At 58.1% G+C, this 16,578-nt stretch carries 15 protein-coding genes; 5 read left to right on the forward strand and 10 right to left on the reverse strand.

Annotated elements, in window-relative coordinates; all coding sequences use genetic code 11:
- Positions 1–32: 32 nt before the first annotated feature.
- The 4 genes from ACMWLG_RS11925 to ACMWLG_RS11940 all read right to left on the reverse strand — a co-directional run bounded on the left by ACMWLG_RS11925 (position 33) and on the right by ACMWLG_RS11940 (position 5,723).
- Positions 33–962, reverse strand: a complete 930-nt coding sequence (locus ACMWLG_RS11925; RefSeq protein WP_023308788.1) for a sugar ABC transporter substrate-binding protein — start codon at positions 960–962, stop codon at positions 33–35.
- Between the two features lie 31 nt (positions 963–993).
- On the reverse strand, positions 994–1,980 hold the full coding sequence (iolG, locus tag ACMWLG_RS11930) for an inositol 2-dehydrogenase (protein ID WP_038417345.1): 987 nt from the start codon (positions 1,978–1,980) through the stop codon (positions 994–996).
- A gap of 300 nt (positions 1,981–2,280) precedes the next feature.
- On the reverse strand, positions 2,281–4,206 hold the full coding sequence (gene iolD, locus ACMWLG_RS11935; RefSeq protein WP_045399662.1) for a 3D-(3,5/4)-trihydroxycyclohexane-1,2-dione acylhydrolase (decyclizing): 1,926 nt from the start codon (positions 4,204–4,206) through the stop codon (positions 2,281–2,283).
- Between the two features lie 11 nt (positions 4,207–4,217).
- Positions 4,218–5,723 carry a CoA-acylating methylmalonate-semialdehyde dehydrogenase gene (locus ACMWLG_RS11940; protein ID WP_134867280.1) on the reverse strand — a complete coding sequence of 502 codons (1,506 nt, stop codon included), beginning with the start codon at positions 5,721–5,723 and terminating at the stop codon, positions 4,218–4,220.
- A gap of 291 nt (positions 5,724–6,014) precedes the next feature.
- Here ACMWLG_RS11940 and ACMWLG_RS11945 point away from each other — a divergent pair, with 291 nt between their 5' ends.
- Positions 6,015–6,845 carry a MurR/RpiR family transcriptional regulator gene (locus ACMWLG_RS11945; protein WP_008502123.1) on the forward strand — a complete coding sequence of 277 codons (831 nt, stop codon included), beginning with the start codon at positions 6,015–6,017 and terminating at the stop codon, positions 6,843–6,845.
- Between the two features lie 56 nt (positions 6,846–6,901).
- Here ACMWLG_RS11945 and guaA read toward each other — a convergent pair whose 3' ends face one another.
- Together guaA and guaB are read right to left on the reverse strand one after the other, a co-directional pair.
- On the reverse strand, positions 6,902–8,479 hold the full coding sequence (gene guaA, locus ACMWLG_RS11950; RefSeq protein WP_006811514.1) for a glutamine-hydrolyzing GMP synthase: 1,578 nt from the start codon (positions 8,477–8,479) through the stop codon (positions 6,902–6,904).
- A gap of 67 nt (positions 8,480–8,546) precedes the next feature.
- The gene (gene guaB / locus ACMWLG_RS11955; protein WP_023333022.1) at positions 8,547–10,013 is read right to left on the reverse strand and encodes an IMP dehydrogenase; all 1,467 of its coding nucleotides are present in this window, start codon (positions 10,011–10,013) and stop codon (positions 8,547–8,549) included.
- A 158-nt stretch (positions 10,014–10,171) separates the two neighbouring features.
- On the opposite strand from guaB, the gene xseA reads away from it, so the two are divergent.
- Genes xseA through ACMWLG_RS11970 form a run of 3 tightly spaced genes read left to right on the forward strand, consistent with a single transcriptional unit; the run spans position 10,172 to position 12,974 of the window.
- The gene (gene xseA, locus ACMWLG_RS11960) at positions 10,172–11,545 is read left to right on the forward strand and encodes an exodeoxyribonuclease VII large subunit (RefSeq protein WP_045399659.1); all 1,374 of its coding nucleotides are present in this window, start codon (positions 10,172–10,174) and stop codon (positions 11,543–11,545) included.
- A gap of 58 nt (positions 11,546–11,603) precedes the next feature.
- Positions 11,604–12,623 carry a M4 family metallopeptidase gene (locus ACMWLG_RS11965; protein WP_045399657.1) on the forward strand — a complete coding sequence of 340 codons (1,020 nt, stop codon included), beginning with the start codon at positions 11,604–11,606 and terminating at the stop codon, positions 12,621–12,623.
- Positions 12,624–12,974, forward strand: coding sequence for a protealysin inhibitor emfourin (locus tag ACMWLG_RS11970; protein WP_045399654.1), 351 nt, complete (start codon positions 12,624–12,626; stop codon positions 12,972–12,974).
- Here the strand turns inward: ACMWLG_RS11970 and ACMWLG_RS11975 are convergent.
- On the reverse strand, positions 12,971–13,192 hold the full coding sequence (locus tag ACMWLG_RS11975; RefSeq protein WP_045399652.1) for a zinc ribbon domain-containing protein: 222 nt from the start codon (positions 13,190–13,192) through the stop codon (positions 12,971–12,973). The genes ACMWLG_RS11970 and ACMWLG_RS11975 overlap by 4 nt on opposite strands.
- Before the next feature lie 58 nt (positions 13,193–13,250).
- The gene (locus ACMWLG_RS11980) at positions 13,251–14,792 is read right to left on the reverse strand and encodes a peptide MFS transporter (RefSeq protein ID WP_045399650.1); all 1,542 of its coding nucleotides are present in this window, start codon (positions 14,790–14,792) and stop codon (positions 13,251–13,253) included.
- Between the two features lie 579 nt (positions 14,793–15,371).
- Between ACMWLG_RS11980 and ACMWLG_RS11985 the strand changes: the two genes are divergently transcribed.
- Positions 15,372–15,731 carry a hypothetical protein gene (locus tag ACMWLG_RS11985; RefSeq protein WP_045620594.1) on the forward strand — a complete coding sequence of 120 codons (360 nt, stop codon included), beginning with the start codon at positions 15,372–15,374 and terminating at the stop codon, positions 15,729–15,731.
- Here the strand turns inward: ACMWLG_RS11985 and ACMWLG_RS11990 are convergent.
- Both ACMWLG_RS11990 and ACMWLG_RS11995 read right to left on the reverse strand, forming a co-directional pair.
- On the reverse strand, positions 15,724–16,266 hold the full coding sequence (locus tag ACMWLG_RS11990; RefSeq protein ID WP_033144723.1) for a plasmid pRiA4b ORF-3 family protein: 543 nt from the start codon (positions 16,264–16,266) through the stop codon (positions 15,724–15,726). The genes ACMWLG_RS11985 and ACMWLG_RS11990 overlap by 8 nt on opposite strands.
- 120 nt (positions 16,267–16,386) lie before the next feature.
- On the reverse strand, positions 16,387–16,572 hold the full coding sequence (locus tag ACMWLG_RS11995; protein WP_045620593.1) for a hypothetical protein: 186 nt from the start codon (positions 16,570–16,572) through the stop codon (positions 16,387–16,389).
- Between the last annotated feature and the right edge of the window lie 6 nt (positions 16,573–16,578).

The following is a 16,578-nucleotide window of genomic DNA, read 5'->3' on the forward strand; positions in this document are numbered from 1 at the left end:
GAGCCGCCGCGCCAGCGGCGGCTGCGGATAAATCAGTTACCGGCCTCACCGATACGCTCAGCCTGCTGCAGGTTCTCTTTGGTGATCAGCGTCGGCGGGTAGTCGGCCCCGGTAATGGCTTTCTTCTCGCGCACGTTGGCCACCAGCTGGCTCATCGCCGTCTGCACCGCAAAGCCCGGACGCTGATCCGCCGTTACCGCCAGCCAGCCGTCGCGCACGCGGGCCAGCGCTTCCGGCACCGCATCAAACCCGGTCACGAGGATTTCGCCCGGCTTCACGCCCTGGCTCTGCAGGGCTTCAATCGCGCCCAGCGCCATATCGTCGTTGGCGGAGAGGATCACCTGCGGACGTTTCGGAAGCGAAGGCAGAACGCTTTCAACAATGCGCATCCCTTCAGAACGCATCCAGTTGCCGGTCTGATCGGCGACGATCTTGTATTTATCCCCGCCCGCCTTCAGGCTGTCGCGGATCCCTTTGGTGCGCTCAATATTGGAAGAGGAGCCCGGCTGGCCGGTGAGGAGAATGATGTCCGCGCCGTTAGGGAATTTGGTTTTGACGAAGTCGCCAATCGCCTGGCCGCCCTTGTAATTGTTGGCGCCGAAGTGCGGCACTTTTTTCTGGCTGTCGACGGATCGGTCAAGGGTGACCACCGGCAGCTTCGCATCCTGAATTTCATCCACCGCGCTGGAGACCGCGTTGACGTCGTTCGGGGAGACGATAAAGCCCTGCGCCCCGCGGGTGATGGCGTTTTCCAGGTCAGCTACCTGCTTCGGCGAGCTGCCCTGTCCGTCCAGCACCTGAAGCTTCACGCCCATCTCTTTTGCGGCTTTCACCGCCGTGCGCTGCATGTGAACTTCAAACGGCATGGCCAGGTTTGGCGTACTGAAAACGATTTGCTCGTTTTCGGCGAGTGCGGCCCCGGATGTCATGGCGATGAGGGCGGCTACGATCAGTTTTTTCATTATTATGTCTCTCTGTGTAGGGTTGTTGTGTTTAGAGGACGATCTCGCGCTGGCTACGCAGTGATTCCAGCGCTTTATCCGCAAGGTACAGCGCACGTTCACCATCATCGCCGCTGCAGTCAGGCACCGCTTCGCCGCGCAGGACCGCAACAAAGTGTTCCCATTCCGCGGCGTAAGCGGATTTGTAGCGCTGCAGGAAGAAGTGTTCAGGCAGCGCGCTGGTGCAGCCCTGTTTGCCGTAGTGCTGCACCTGGTTTTCCAGAATGTTGCCCGCGCACAGCAGCCCTTCGGAGCCGTGTAGCTCCAGGCGCTGGTCGTAGCCGTAAGATGAACGGCGGCTGTTGACGATGGTCGCCATCGCGCCGGAGGCATATTTCAGAACGATAAACGCGGTATCGATATCCCCCGCCTCGCCAATCGCCGGATCCACCAGGTTGCTGCCCTGGGCATACACCGACACCGGCTCTTCGCCCATGATGAAGCGGGCCATGTCAAAGTCGTGAATGGTCATATCGCGGAACATGCCGCCAGAGACGCGCACGTACTCCGCAGGCGGCGGAGACGGATCGCGGGAGATGATGAGCAGCGATTCCGGTTTGCCGATGCGCCCGGCCTGCGCGTCGGTTTTCACGCGGCGAAACTGCGGGTCAAAGCGGCGGTTAAAGCCAATGAACAGCGGCACGTCGTACTCTTTGACCACCTTCAGGCAGTCGCGCACGCGGGCGAGGTCAAGGTGTACCGGCTTTTCGCAGAAGATGGCCTTGCCGTGGCGGGCGGCCATTTCAATCAGATCCGCGTGGGTGTCGGTGGCGGAGGCGATCAGCACGGCGTGAACGTTAGGGTCGGTCATCGCCTCGTTCAGGCTCTGCTGACGGGCCTGATACTGCGCGGCGAGACGGGTGGCAAATTCCTGATTCGGGTCAACCACGGACCAGAGCGTGGTCGCGCCGTGGCTGGCGATGTTAGCTGCATGTACCTGGCCAATTCGGCCAGCGCCCAGTAAAGCAATGTTAAACATAACGGCTCCCGGTGTTGGTGAATGCTGTGAACTAACGACCCTATAAATAAAACATTTATTTCATTTTTATAAATAGTGAAAATTATGTTTTTGAGTGCGGGTTAACACTTTTGAGATGAATGAGATAAATTTTGTTATCAATCTCACAACATGGAAGAAGGTGCTGCTAGCCCCTCACCCCGGCCCTCTCCCCAAAGGGGCGAGGGTGAAAAGACAGCACCGACCCTAACCCTCTCCCCATTGGGGAGAGGGTTAGGGTGAGTGGAAAATGAAATGAAAATTTCGTTACTTCGGGAAAACTCAATACTGACGGGCTTTTTTCACCTGCGCCTGCGTTTGCTCGGCGGCTTCACGCACGGCAGACGATTCCGCCACCTGCGCATCACCGGTTCGCCACCAGGAGGCGTAGTCGTGGGTCATGGTCTTCGGCAGCACCTTGATGTCCAGCAGCGTCGGGCCCGGATGGGCGCGTGACGCTTCCAGCGCCGCCAGCAGGCTTTGCTCATCGTTCACCCGCCACGCGCGGCAGCCGTAGCTTTCCGCGTTTTGCGCAAAATCGACCTTCACCAGCGGCCCGTCAAGCCGCCCGGTTTCCGGGTTGCGGTGGCGGTTTTCCGTGCCAAAGCTGCCCATGCCGTGCCCCATCTGCAGGTTGTTAATGCAGCCGAAGCTGGCGTTATCAAACAGCAGAACGGTGACCTTAATGCCCTCCTGAACGGCGGTTTGGAGCTCGGAGTGCAGCATCATGTAGGAGCCATCCCCCACCATGGCGTATACCGGCTGCCCGGGTCGGGCAAGCTTCGCGCCGAGGGCTGCCGCAATCTCATAGCCCATGCAGGAGTAGCCGTACTCCAGGTGATAGCTGTCCGGCGTTTTGACCTGCCAGAGGCGCTGTAAATCCCCCGGCAGCGAACCGGCCGCGCCCACCACGATGGCGTTATCTTCAATATGCTGGTTGATCAGCCCCAGCACCCGCGTCTGGGTCAGGCGGGTGTTGAGCGTCTCGCCGTACTCCGCCAGCTGCGCGTCCAGGTGTCCCGCCACTTCGGGCGCGTCGTCAGGACGCCACTGGCGATCCCACAGGCGACGGCACTCGTCGCGCCAGGCGGATTTCGCCTCAGCGATTGCCTCTCCCCAGCCGCTGCGGTAATCAACGAGCGCGTGGGTCAATGCCTCGAGCCCGGTTTGAGCGTCGGCAATCAGCGCCGTGGAGTCCAGCTTCAGGGCGTCAAACTCGGCCACGTTCAGCAGCAGATATTCGACATCCGGATGGGAAAAGAGCGCCTTGGAGCCGGTGGTAAAGTCGGTCAGGCGCGTGCCGATGCCAATCACCAGATCAGCTTGTGGCGCGAGCTGGTTGGCCGCCATTCCGCCCGTCACCCCTACGCCACCGAGGTTAAGTGGGTGGTCACTTACCAGCGCCCCCTTCCCGGCCTGGGTTTCGGCAAACGGCAGCTGCAGCGTCTCGACAAAGTCGCGAAACGCCTCATGCGCGCCGGAATAACGCACCCCGCCGCCGCACACCACCAGAGGGCGACGCTTGCGGGCGATCAGCGCCCGCGCCTGCGCCAGACGCTGCGGATCGGGCGGACGACGCTCGATGTGGTGCACGCGACGCGCAAAGAAGCTTAGCGGGTAATCCCACGCTTCCCCCTGCACGTCCTGCGGCAGGCAAATCGTCACCGCACCGGTATCTGCCGGGTCAGTAAGCGTTCGCATCGCGCTAAGCATTGCGCTCATCAGCTGCTCGGGACGGTTGATGCGGTCCCAGTAGCGGGAGACCGGGCGGAAGCAGTCGTTGGTGCTGATGCTGAGATCGTGATACTGCTCGATCTGCTGCAGTACCGGGTCCGGCTGGCGGCTGGCGTAGATATCGCCCGGGAGCAGCAGCAGCGGGATGCGGTTCGCCGTGGCGGTTGCCGCCGCCGTGACCATATTGGCGGCACCCGGCCCGACGGAGGAGGTGACGGCAAAGATGCGCTTACGGCGGTGCTGTTTGGCGAATCCCGTCGCCATATGGGCAATGCCCTGCTCGTTGCAGCCCTGCATGATGTGCAGATGACCGGGGTCCTGCTCCAGCGCCTGGCCGATACCCAGCACGTTGCCGTGACCAAAGATGGTGGCGACGCCCTCTACGAAGGGCGTTTCGTTGCCGTCCACGCTGACGTACTGTTGATTAAGGAACCGGACCAGCGCCTGGGCCATGGTCATACGTTCGGTTTGCATAAAACCTCCTGTCAGCCCAGCGTTGGCATAGAGAACGCAGCGCCTGTCTCCTGCTGCATTTCCGGCCAGCGCGCGGTGATGGTTTTCATTCGGGTGTAGAAGCGCACGCCGTCGCTGCCGTGAACGTTGAGCGCGCCAAAGATGGAACGCTTCCAGCCGCCGAAGCTGTGGAATGCCATCGGCACCGGGATCGGCACGTTGACGCCCACCATGCCCGCCTGCACCTCTTCGCAGAAGCGGCGCGCGCAGCCGCCGTCGCGGGTGAAGATCGCTGAACCATTACCATATTCATGGCGGTTAATCAGATCCACCGCGCTGGCGTAATCTGCTACGCGCACCACAGAAAGCACCGGGCCAAAAATCTCTTCTTTATAGATGGTCATCTCCGGGGTGACGTTATCGAACAGCGTCGGCCCGACGAAGTAGCCCTGCTCTTGGCCCTTCACGCTGAAGCCGCGACCGTCCACGCGAAGCTTCGCCCCCTGCGCTTCCCCGCTGTCGATGTAGCCCAGCACCTTGCTGCGGTGCGCGGAGGAGATGAGCGGCCCCATTTCGTTTTCCGGCGACTGGTCCAGGCCCGGCCCGACGCGCAGCGCGGCAATCTGTTTTTCGAGCCGGGCGCAGAGGTCATCGGCGGTTTTATCTCCCACCGCCAGCACTACCGAGAGCGCCATGCAGCGCTCGCCCGCCGCGCCGTAGGCCGCGCCCATGATGGCGTTGGTCGCCATCTCCATGTCGGCATCCGGCATTAAAATGCAGTGGTTTTTCGCACCGCCCAGCGCCTGGCAGCGCTTACCGTGGGCAGATGCGGTCTGATAAATGTATTCCGCAATCGGCGTGGAGCCGACAAAGCTCACCGCCTGCACGCGCGGGTCGGTCAGGAGCACGTCAACGGACTCCTTATCGCCCTGCACCACGTTGAACACGCCGTCCGGCAGGCCGGCCTCTTTCAGCAGCTGCGCCAGCGCGAGCGCCAGAGAAGGATCTTTTTCCGACGGCTTCAGCACGAAGGTGTTGCCGGTCGCCAGCGCAATCGGGAACATCCACATCGGTACCATCGCCGGGAAGTTAAACGGCGTGATCCCGGCGCAGACGCCGAGCGGCTGCATCAGCGAGTGGCTGTCGACGCCCGTGCCGACGTTCGCAGAGTGTTCACCCTTTTGCAGATGCGGGATACCGCAGGCAAACTCCACCACTTCCAGGCCGCGCGTCAGTTCGCCCACCGCGTCGGAGAAGACCTTGCCGTGCTCTTCGCTGATGATGCGGGCCAGGCGCTCCATGTTCTCCTCCAGCAGCGCCTTGAAGCGGAACATCACGCGCGCGCGCTTAAGCGGAGCATGGCGCGCCCACGCCGGAAACGCCTGCTGCGCGGCGGCAATCGCCTGCTCCGTTTCCTGCGCCGTACTCATCACCACCTGGCGGATCTGCTCGCCGGTGGCCGGGTTGAAGATCGCCTGAACGCGCTGGCCTGAACCGGTGACACATTCGCCGTGAATAAAATTCGCTACCGTCTCCATCCTTAACCTCTCGCTGTTGATACGTGACTGTTACCTGAACACTGTGTACTGAACACTATATATGAAACAAATATTCCATTTTAAGTTGAAATAAAATAAATGATGATTATTGTGATCAAGGATGGATTTTTATGTTAACAGCCAACAACACTGGTGCAGCGTGCGCTATTAAGGATTTCGGGCGAGGAAATGACTGAAGTTTCTGTTTCATTTTTGCTGCCAGATGGATGGCCGACATTTAAAAGACGCGGTTTTGCGTTTAGAATCATAAGACTGTATTTGGGGGATAAGATGACGACAGCAACCAGCCTGAACGAACTGCAGCAGCAAATCCGCGATCGCTACGATAGCCTGAGCAAGAGGCTGCAGCAGGTCTCCCGCTACGTGCTGGATAACACCAACAGCGTGGCCTTTGATACGGTTGCCGTCATTGCCGAGCGCGCCGACGTGCCGCCCTCGACGCTGATCCGCTTTGCCAACGCCTTTGACTTCACCGGCTTCAACGAAATGAAACAGCTGTTTCGCATGAACCTGGTGGAGGAGACCGCCAGCTACAGCGACCGCGCCCGGCTGTTCCGCGAGATGGAGAGCGAGGCCGTGCCGGAAACGCCGCTCGATATCCTGCAGGAGTTCGCCCGCTCGAACGCGCAGGCGCTGCAGCAGCTGGCCGCCCGCGCCGAACCGGAAATGCTGGAGCGCGCGGTGCAGCTATTGGCCGACGCCGACACCATCTACATCGCCGGACTGCGCCGCTCCTTTAGCGTCGCGGCCTACCTCACCTACGCCCTGAGCCACCTCGAGTGCCGCCCTATCCTGCTCGACGGCATGGGCGGCATGCTGCGCGAGCAGATCAGCCGCATTAAGGCGCGCGACATCGTGGTGTCGATCAGCTTCTCGCCGTACGCGGAAGAGACGGTGATGGTCAGCGAAACCGCCGCCAGCGTCGGCGCACGGCAGATCGTGATTACGGACAGCCAGATTAGCCCGCTGGCGACGTTCAGCGATCTCTGCTTTGTGGTGAAGGAGGCTCAGGTGGATGCGTTTCGCTCGCAGTCGGCGACGCTGTGCCTGGTGCAGTCGCTGGTGGTGGCGCTGGCGTATCGGTTGGGGGAGGGTAAGTAAGGCAATAAAAAACCCCCTGCACAGGCAGAGGGTTTTGGTGTTAATTCAGCGGGGAATTATTCCCACTCAATCGTAGCCGGTGGCTTACCGCTGATGTCATACACCACGCGGGAAATACCGTTCACTTCGTTGATGATACGGTTAGACACGCGGCCTAAGAAGTCATACGGCAGGTGCGCCCAGTGCGCGGTCATGAAGTCGATGGTTTCCACCGCACGCAGGGAAACCACCCAGTCGTACTTGCGGCCATCGCCCATCACACCAACGGAGCGAACCGGCAGGAACACTGTGAACGCCTGGCTTACCTTGTTGTACAGGTCAGCTTTGTGCAGCTCTTCGATGAAGATCGCGTCCGCGCGACGCAGCAGGTCGCAGTACTCTTTCTTCACTTCGCCCAGCACGCGCACGCCCAGACCCGGACCCGGGAACGGGTGACGGTAGAGCATATCGTACGGCAGACCCAGTTCCAGACCGATCTTACGCACTTCGTCTTTGAACAGCTCGCGCAGCGGTTCAACCAGGCCCATCTTCATCTCTTTCGGCAGGCCGCCCACGTTGTGGTGAGATTTGATGACGTGTGCTTTACCGGTTGCAGAGGCCGCGGATTCGATCACGTCAGGGTAGATGGTGCCCTGCGCCAGCCACTTCACGTCTTCCAGCTTCAGCGCCTCTTCGTCGAACACTTCCACGAACACGCGGCCGATGATTTTACGTTTGGCTTCCGGATCGTTCTCGCCTTTCAGCGCGTCCAGGAAGCGCTGCTCGCCTTCCACGTGAACGATGTTCAGACCGAAGTGGTCGCCAAACATGTCCATAACCTGCTGGGCTTCGTTCAGACGCAGCAGACCGTTGTCCACGAACACGCAGGTCAGGTTTTTGCCGATGGCGCGGTGCAGCAGCATCGCGGTCACGGAGGAGTCCACGCCGCCTGAGAGGCCGAGAATTACCTTGTCATCGCCAACCTGCTGGCGGATACGCTCAACGGCGTCGTCGATGATTTTTGCCGGGGTCCACAGGGCTTCACACTGGCAGATGTCACGCACGAAGCGCTCCAGCATGCGCATACCCTGACGGGTGTGGGTCACTTCCGGGTGGAACTGCACGCCGTAGAAGCGTTTTTCTTCGTTCGCCATGATGGCGAACGGACAGCTTTCGGTGCTGGCAACGGTCACGAAGTCAGACGGGATGGCGGTAACTTTGTCGCCGTGGCTCATCCACACGTCCAGCAGCGGTTTGCCGTCTGCGGTCAGGGAGTCTTCGATACCGCGCACCAGCGCGCTGTCGGTGACGACTTCTACCTGTGCGTAGCCAAACTCGCGCTCGTTGGAGCCTTCTACGTGGCCGCCCAGCTGCATTGCCATGGTCTGCATACCGTAGCAAACGCCGAATACAGGCACGCCAGCTTCGAACACGTACTGCGGCGCGCGCGGGCTGTTCTCTTCGGTGGTGCTTTCCGGGCCGCCGGACAGGATGATGCCGCTTGGATTGAATTCGCGAATCTGTGCTTCCGTGACATCCCACGCCCACAGCTCACAGTAAACGCCCAGTTCACGTACGCGACGCGCCACCAGCTGAGTGTACTGAGAACCGAAGTCCAGGATGAGAATGCGATGTTTATGAATGTTTTCCGTCATTGACGCTAATTCCGAGGCAAGTGAAACAAAAACAGAGCGCCCGGCTGAAGCCGGGCGCGGAAACTTATCAGGAGCCCAGACGGTAGTTCGGGGACTCTTTGGTGATCGTCACGTCGTGAACGTGGCTCTCCTGGATACCCGCACCGCTGATGCGTACGAATTCCGCTTTAGTACGCAGCAGGTCAATGGTACCACAGCCGGTCAGACCCATACAGGAGCGCAGGCCGCCCATCTGCTGGTGAATGATCTCTTTCAGACGGCCTTTATACGCTACGCGACCTTCGATACCTTCCGGTACCAGTTTGTCAGCGGCGTTATCGGTCTGGAAGTAACGGTCAGAGGAGCCTTTGGACATCGCGCCCAGGGAACCCATACCGCGGTAAGATTTGTAAGAACGGCCCTGGTAGAGTTCGATTTCACCCGGGGATTCTTCGGTACCGGCCAGCATGGAGCCTACCATTACGGCAGCTGCGCCCGCGGCGATCGCTTTGGCGATGTCGCCAGAGAAGCGGATACCGCCGTCAGCGATAACCGGAATACCGGTGCCTTCCAGCGCTTCAACCGCGTCAGACACCGCGGTGATCTGCGGAACGCCCACGCCGGTGACGATACGGGTAGTACAGATGGAGCCAGGGCCGATACCGACTTTCACCGCGCTGCAGCCAGCGTCAGCCAGGGCGCGAGCGCCTGCGCCGGTGGCCACGTTACCGCCAATGATCTGCAGATCAGGGTATTTGGCGCGGGTATCGCGAATACGTTGCAGAACGCCTTCGGAGTGGCCGTGAGAGGAGTCAATCAGCAGGACGTCAACGCCCGCAGCGACCAGCGCGTCAACGCGCTCTTCGTTACCGGCACCTGCGCCAACCGCAGCGCCGACGCGCAGACGGCCATGCTCGTCTTTACAGGCGTTAGGCTTACGTTCTGCTTTCTGGAAATCTTTAACGGTGATCATGCCGCGCAGGTGGAAGCTGCTGTCAACAACCAGCGCTTTTTCAACGCGTTTTTCGTGCATTTTTGCCAGCACCACGTCGCGGGTTTCACCTTCGCGAACGGTGACCAGACGCTCTTTTGGCGTCATGTACACACTAACAGGCTGGTTCAGGTCAGTCACGAAACGCACGTCACGACCGGTGATGATACCGACCAGTTCGTTCTCTTCGGTCACAACCGGGTAACCGGCGAAACCGTTACGTTCGGTCAGGGCTTTCACTTCGTGCAGCGTGGTGGTTGGCAGAACGGTCTGTGGGTCAGACACGATGCCGGATTCATGTTTCTTCACGCGGCGAACTTCTTCGGCCTGACGTTCGATAGACATGTTTTTGTGAATAAAGCCAATGCCACCTTCCTGTGCCAGGGCAATAGCCAGGCGCGCTTCAGTCACGGTGTCCATTGCCGCAGAGAGCATAGGAATGTTCAGGCGAATGGTTTTAGTCAACTGCGTGCTGAGATCGGCAGTATTCGGCAGAACAGTGGAGTGAGCGGGAACGAGGAGGACGTCGTCAAACGTCAGTGCTTCTTTAGCGATACGTAGCATGGGCAATATCTCTGACCTGGGTGGTTAAATATTGCCGTGGCATTATACAGAGCGTAACCGATTGCATCTACACTTTTTTATAAAAAAGCTTGCGATTGCCTCTCAGCAGGTTACTATCGACTGAATAACTTGCTGATTTAGAATTTGATCCCGCTCACATGTTATCCTCTCAATCCCCCTCAATTTATACCGTCAGCCGCCTGAATCAGACGGTGCGTTTGCTGCTTGAGCAGGAAATGGGGCAGGTCTGGATCAGCGGTGAGATCTCTAACTTCACGCAGCCGTCCTCCGGTCACTGGTACTTTACCCTAAAAGACGACACCGCCCAGGTGCGCTGCGCGATGTTCCGCAACAGCAACCGTCGCGTGACGTTTCGTCCTCAGCACGGCCAGCAGGTTCTGGTTCGCGCCAATATCACCCTGTATGAGCCGCGCGGCGATTATCAGATTATCGTCGAGAGCATGCAGCCCGCGGGCGAAGGCCTGCTGCAGCAGAAGTATGAACAGCTAAAAGCCAGGCTCTCTGCCGAAGGGCTGTTCGACCAGCAGTTCAAAAAACCGCTGCCCTCCCCCGCCCACTGCGTTGGGGTCATCACCTCGAAAACCGGTGCGGCACTGCACGATATTTTGCACGTGCTGAAGCGTCGCGACCCTTCCCTACCCGTCATCATCTACCCGACCGCCGTTCAGGGTGACGATGCGCCGGGCCAGATAGTTCGCGCCATTGAGCTGGCGAACGCCCGTCAGGAGTGTGACGTCTTAATCGTCGGACGCGGCGGCGGCTCGCTGGAAGATCTGTGGAGCTTTAACGACGAGCGCGTGGCGCGGGCAATCTTTGCAAGTATTATCCCCGTGGTGAGCGCCGTCGGCCACGAAACGGACGTAACAATTGCGGATTTCGTCGCGGATCTGCGTGCGCCTACCCCGTCCGCGGCGGCGGAAGTGGTCAGCCGCAACCAGCTGGAGCTGCTGCGTCAGATTCAGAACGTACAGCAGCGTCTTGAGATGGCGATGGACTACTTTCTTGCCAACCGTACCCGCCGCTTTACCCAGCTTCATCATCGTCTTCAGCAGCAGCATCCGCAGCTGCGTCTGGCGCGCCAGCAGACCGTGCTGGATCGTCTGCGTCAGCGCATGAACGTGGCGGTGGACACGCAGATCAAGCGCGCGGTGTCGCGCCAGCAGCGCGTGACGCAGCGTCTTAACCAGCAGAACCCGCGGCCGAAAATTTATCGCGCGCAAACGCGGATTCAGCAGCTGGAGTACCGTCTGGCGGAAACTCTCCGCGCGCGACTGAGCACCACCCGCGAACGCTTTGGCAATGCGGTGACCCACCTTGAAGCGGTTAGCCCCCTCTCCACGCTGGCGCGCGGCTATAGCGTGACGACGGCGACGGACGGCAAAGTGCTGAAGCAAACTAAACAGGTAAATACCGGCGATGTGCTGACGACGCGTCTTTCCGACGGCTGGGTAGAAAGTGAAGTGAAATCAATTAAACCGGTGAAAAAAACGCGTCAGCGTAAAACCGGATAATTCTTCGCCGGTTACTTACTATACTGCTGCTATTCCCTTTTTTAATAAGGAGAGCAGCATGCCCCATCTTCATAGCGTTATTCCCCCTTATATTCTTCGTCGTATTATCGAAAGCGGTTCCGAGCCGCAGCAGCGCTGCGCCCGTCAGACCTTAACCCATGTCCAGACGCTGATGGCCCACATGCCGGGCAAACCCGCTGCTCCGCACGTGAATAAAGCCGGGCAGCTGGAGCGCGATATTTACGACGCGAAGCAAACCCAGGAGCTGCCGGGTACGCAGGTGCGTTACGAAGGCCAGCCGTCGAACGGCGATGTGGCGGTGGATGAAGCCTATAATTATTTAGGTATTACCCATGACTTCTTCTGGAAAGAATATCAGCGCGATTCGCTCGATAATAAAGGGCTTATTTTGACCGGCACTGTGCATTACGGTCGGGAATATCAGAACGCCTTCTGGAACGGTCAGCAGATGGTATTTGGCGACGGCGACGGGGATATATTTAACCGCTTTACCATCGCCATCGACGTGGTGGCGCACGAGCTGAGCCACGGTGTGACCGAGACCGAAGCCGGGCTTATCTATTTTGAGCAGTCGGGCGCGCTGAACGAGTCTCTGTCGGACGTGTTTGGCTCGCTGGTCAAACAGTACCATCTGAAGCAAACCGCCGATAAAGCAGACTGGCTCATTGGTGAAGGGCTGCTGGCGAAAGGGATTAACGGCAAAGGGCTGCGCTCAATGTCTGAACCCGGCACCGCCTATGACGATCCCCTGCTCGGCAAAGATCCGCAGCCTGCGCACATGAAAGATTTCATTAAAACGCGCGAGGATAACGGCGGCGTGCATCTGAACTCCGGCATCCCCAACCGGGCATTTTATCTGGCCGCGACGGCGATCGGCGGCTACGCCTGGGAAAAAGCGGGTTATGCCTGGTACGACACGGTTTGCGATCGCAATCTGGCGCAGGATGCGGATTTTGAGGCCTTCGCAAAACTGACGATCGCGCACGGAGAGAAACGCTCCGGCGGCGACGCTGGTGCGGCCATTAAACAAGCCTGGGAACAGGTGGGAGTGTTGTAAATGCAGGTTCCGGAACTGACGGATGACGCCGTGGTTGAACTGGCCCGGGAAGGCGGCGTCGCTTTTATCCCCAGGCTGAGCGGACAGCGTACCATCGCGCTCTCCTCGCTCAATGAAGCCCAGCGCCAGCGCCTGGTGAGCATCCTGGAGCAGGCTTTTCCGCGCGGTCAGCCGCCGGGGCAAGCCTCTTCACCCGGCAGCGGCGACCAGCGCTATTTCCGCATCCAGATTATCTGGACCGGGCAAAATCAGGCGCACTACGCCGATATCGTCGTGCTGGTGCCGGAGCAGGAAGCGCCAGAGTCGCTGATTGAGCTTTGGAAGAAAGGCGAAGGCTGCGTCTGCGATTAACCTTCGGCCCGAACAAACTCCACGCGTTTTTTAGAGATAAGGCCGTGGCCGTTCTGGCAGAAATAGTCCACCGCGCCGCAGGCTTTTAATACCTGGAGTGGCTGATGGCACTCCGGGCAACGGGCTACAAGCGCAATATCTTTATTACAGCTGTCGCAGTGCGCCACGCCGTTCTGGGGCTCCAGCGGTGACTGGCATTCCGGGCAGGTAATCGACATATTCTCTCCTGTTGGGTTTTACCGGGACAGGATAACTGCCCCGGTAGGCTGAACATTATCAGGCTTCAGCTGCCGGTTTAGTCTGCGCATTTTCCAGCATGCGGCGCACCGGAACAATTAGGACGATCAGTACCGCGGCACAGATCAACAGTGCGATGGAGCAGCGCGCAAAGAGATCCGGCAGCATATCCAGCTGATCGGCCTTCACGTGGCCGCCAATCAGGCCCGCCGCCAGGTTACCCAGCGCGCTGGCGCAGAACCACAACCCCATCATCTGTCCGCGCATTCTCTCCGGCGCCAGCAGCGTCATGGTCGCCAGGCCAATCGGACTCAGGCACAGCTCGCCGAGCGTCAGCATCAGGATGCTGCCCACCAGCCAGAACGGCGATACGCCCGCTCCACCGCTGCTCAGCACGTTCTGTGCCGCCAGCATCATCAGGCCAAAGCCCGCCGCCGCGCAAAGAATACCAATAACAAACTTGGTAATGCTGCTCGGACGAATGTTTTTGCTCGCGAGCTTCGGCCATGCCCAGCTAAACACCGGTGCCAGCAGGATGATGAACAGGGCGTTGATTGACTGGAACCACACCGCCGGGATTTCAAAATCACCAATCATGCGGTTAGTGTAGTCGTTGGCAAACAGGTTGAATGAGGTTGGCTTCTGCTCAAACGCGGACCAGAAGAACGCCGCGGAGATCAGCAGAATAAAGCAGACCAACAGCCTGGCGCGCTCTTTACGATTCAGGCCCGCAAAAACAAACAGATAAATAAAGTAGAGGGCAACGGATGCCGCAATCACGTAGACCAGCACGCTGGCTACCGCGACCGGGTTAATCACAATCACGCCCTGCGCAATCAGCGTCACGAGCGTTGCCACGCCTGCCGCCAGCGCCAGTAGCCAAACGCCCACGCCGTTACGCTTCACCACCGGGCTGTTCCAGGTAGAGTCGAGGCCAACTTCTCCGTCATAGCGTTTCATGGCCGGAACGGCAAACACGCGGAAGATAATCAGCGCTACCAGCATCCCGATACCGCCAATGCCAAAGCCCCAGTGCCAGCCGTGGGTTTTAATCAGCCAGCCGGAAATCAGCGGCGCGATGAACGAGCCCATGTTGATGCCCATATAGAACAGCGAGAAACCGCCGTCGCGACGCGCGTCGCCTTTTTTATACAGGGTACCGACCATCACTGAAATACAGGTCTTGAACAGCCCGGAGCCGAGCACGATGAACATCAGGCCGATAAAGAACAGGTTGTTCCCCATCACCGCCGAGAGCGCAATCGACAGGTGACCGAGCGCAATCAGAATCGAACCGTACCAGACGGCTCTCTGCTGACCGAGCCAGTTATCCGCCAGCCAGCCGCCCGGCAGCGCGGCCAGGTACATGGTACCGGCAAAGATACCGACAATCGCCGAGGCGTTTTCACGCGCCAGGCCCATCCCGCCGTCATAGACGGTGGCGGCCATAAACAGGATCAGTAACGGACGAATGCCGTAAAACGAGAAACGCTCCCACATCTCGGTGAAGAACAACGAACCGAGCGGATACGGGTGGCCGAAGAACGTTCGGCTCTCTTTTTGATTAACAGTGGATTGCATAATTCTCCCGAAAGGTATGTCGTCGTGCTTGTAAACACCAGCAGGTACGCCGGCCAGTTACGTATCTGGCCGATTTTTTACATGCGGCGAAAAGTTAGTTAACCATTTGATAACCAGGCGCTAGTTTTGTCTAGTACCGGCCCCTGGACTTTAAGATGAAAATTCGACGATTGTCTACTTTCTTAGATTTAAACATGGTTAAAAGTGAATAGTGATTGACTTCACACAGAGAAAACCGGCGGTATGATTGGGTAAAAAAAAGCCCGCGATATTCGCGGGCTTTCGTGAGAGCAGCAAAACTTATTTGCTTTTCTTAATGTTAAAGACAAATACAGCACAAATAACATTGATTTTAAATGTTTTTATAATTCGACAAATAAAAATGGGTACAACCTTGTGTACAACAAAAATCAAAGTGCTCTGCTTTTTAGCTCACTTTTTGAACTACGAAAATTTCGCAGCTTCTCCGATCCCTTGCCGTAATCTTGCCGTGCTATCGAAACCTCACCGTATCCTTACCGTGATAGCCATTTTCTTATTGTATGATAGTGCCATCACACAATAAGGAATCAGCCAGCCATGAGAATGACCAGCCGCAAAAAAGAGATACTCAGTTACTTTGAACCGGATAACCTCGAATGGGTGACGGGTGAGATTGGTGCGCCGCCGTTCGATGTGTCGGGTGTGGCCTACCTGCTTCATGGCATGGTGTCGTTCGATAAGCGCCACCAGCTCGAATCCACCCGGCGAACTCTTGAAAGCATGGTTGATAATGGGTTGCTTGAGCGGGTGACAGTGTATGAATCGCGGCAGGTAAAGCGTGGCGGTGAAACCAGCGCTACGGTCGTGCGCTACGGTTTACCGGGACAGTGTGCCGTTGTGCGAGATAGTGGCGGCGCTGATAACGCAATATCAGGCGAATACATGCGGGTCAGTTAAGAGCCTGCAATCTGTCGTTAATGTTGTTCAGGTCGTAAACCCGGCGTTCAATATCCAGCATCAGGAAATTGCGGATCTCGGCTTGTTCAGGATTATCAGATTCTCTGGCCTGTAAGAGCAATTCATTGTAACCATGCAATCCCCCCGAATTTTCCGCCGGGGTAGTCCCCCTCCCACGCAAACAGCTAACAGGCTGGATACTGGTATCATGGGTTTGCTTCTCCAGCACAATAAGACAATCCCACCAGTCGCCAAAGTCATACGTGTAAACCAGCTTGTCACCCTCATTCTGGATCGCCGCCCATAGTGGCGTGATTGCCGCATTACCCATGCTTTCACCCTCACCCCATACGCGATACTCGCTACCTAGATCACCTTTACGGCCTTTCTCGAACATATACAGATGTTCGTCATTCCAGCCAAAAGCCAACTGGATCACCGCGTGAAGTTCACTAAAGGGGATTTGCTCTGGAACCAGCACACGCCGCCATATTGGTGGTTTGCTGTCTCGGATGGTTATCTTTAGCTGGTACATGCAAATCCTGAATAAATGCGAATCGGAAGGATAACGATACTGACGCACTCACAATTCTGTAAAGGTGAATAAAGGTAATTTGCTTAATACGCATAAGTTACATGCGGAATAATCCCGTATCTACCTGCGCGGCGCTGGCTTCTTCCACTTGTAGGCAGGCGCTCGCATCATCTCCCCGAACCGTTTACGCCGGACTGTATCAGCATCAATAATGCGCTCCATTTCCCGAACCTCTGCCGGGGTAAGCTGGTGGCCTTCATGCTCCAGCTTGGCGGCGGTCAGCGCTGCTATTTCACGTGGTGTCACTATGGC

This window comes from Enterobacter sp. 01-M-02-SI-ECC (assembly GCF_047530595.1).
GTDB classification, from domain to species: domain Bacteria; phylum Pseudomonadota; class Gammaproteobacteria; order Enterobacterales; family Enterobacteriaceae; genus Enterobacter; species Enterobacter cloacae_M.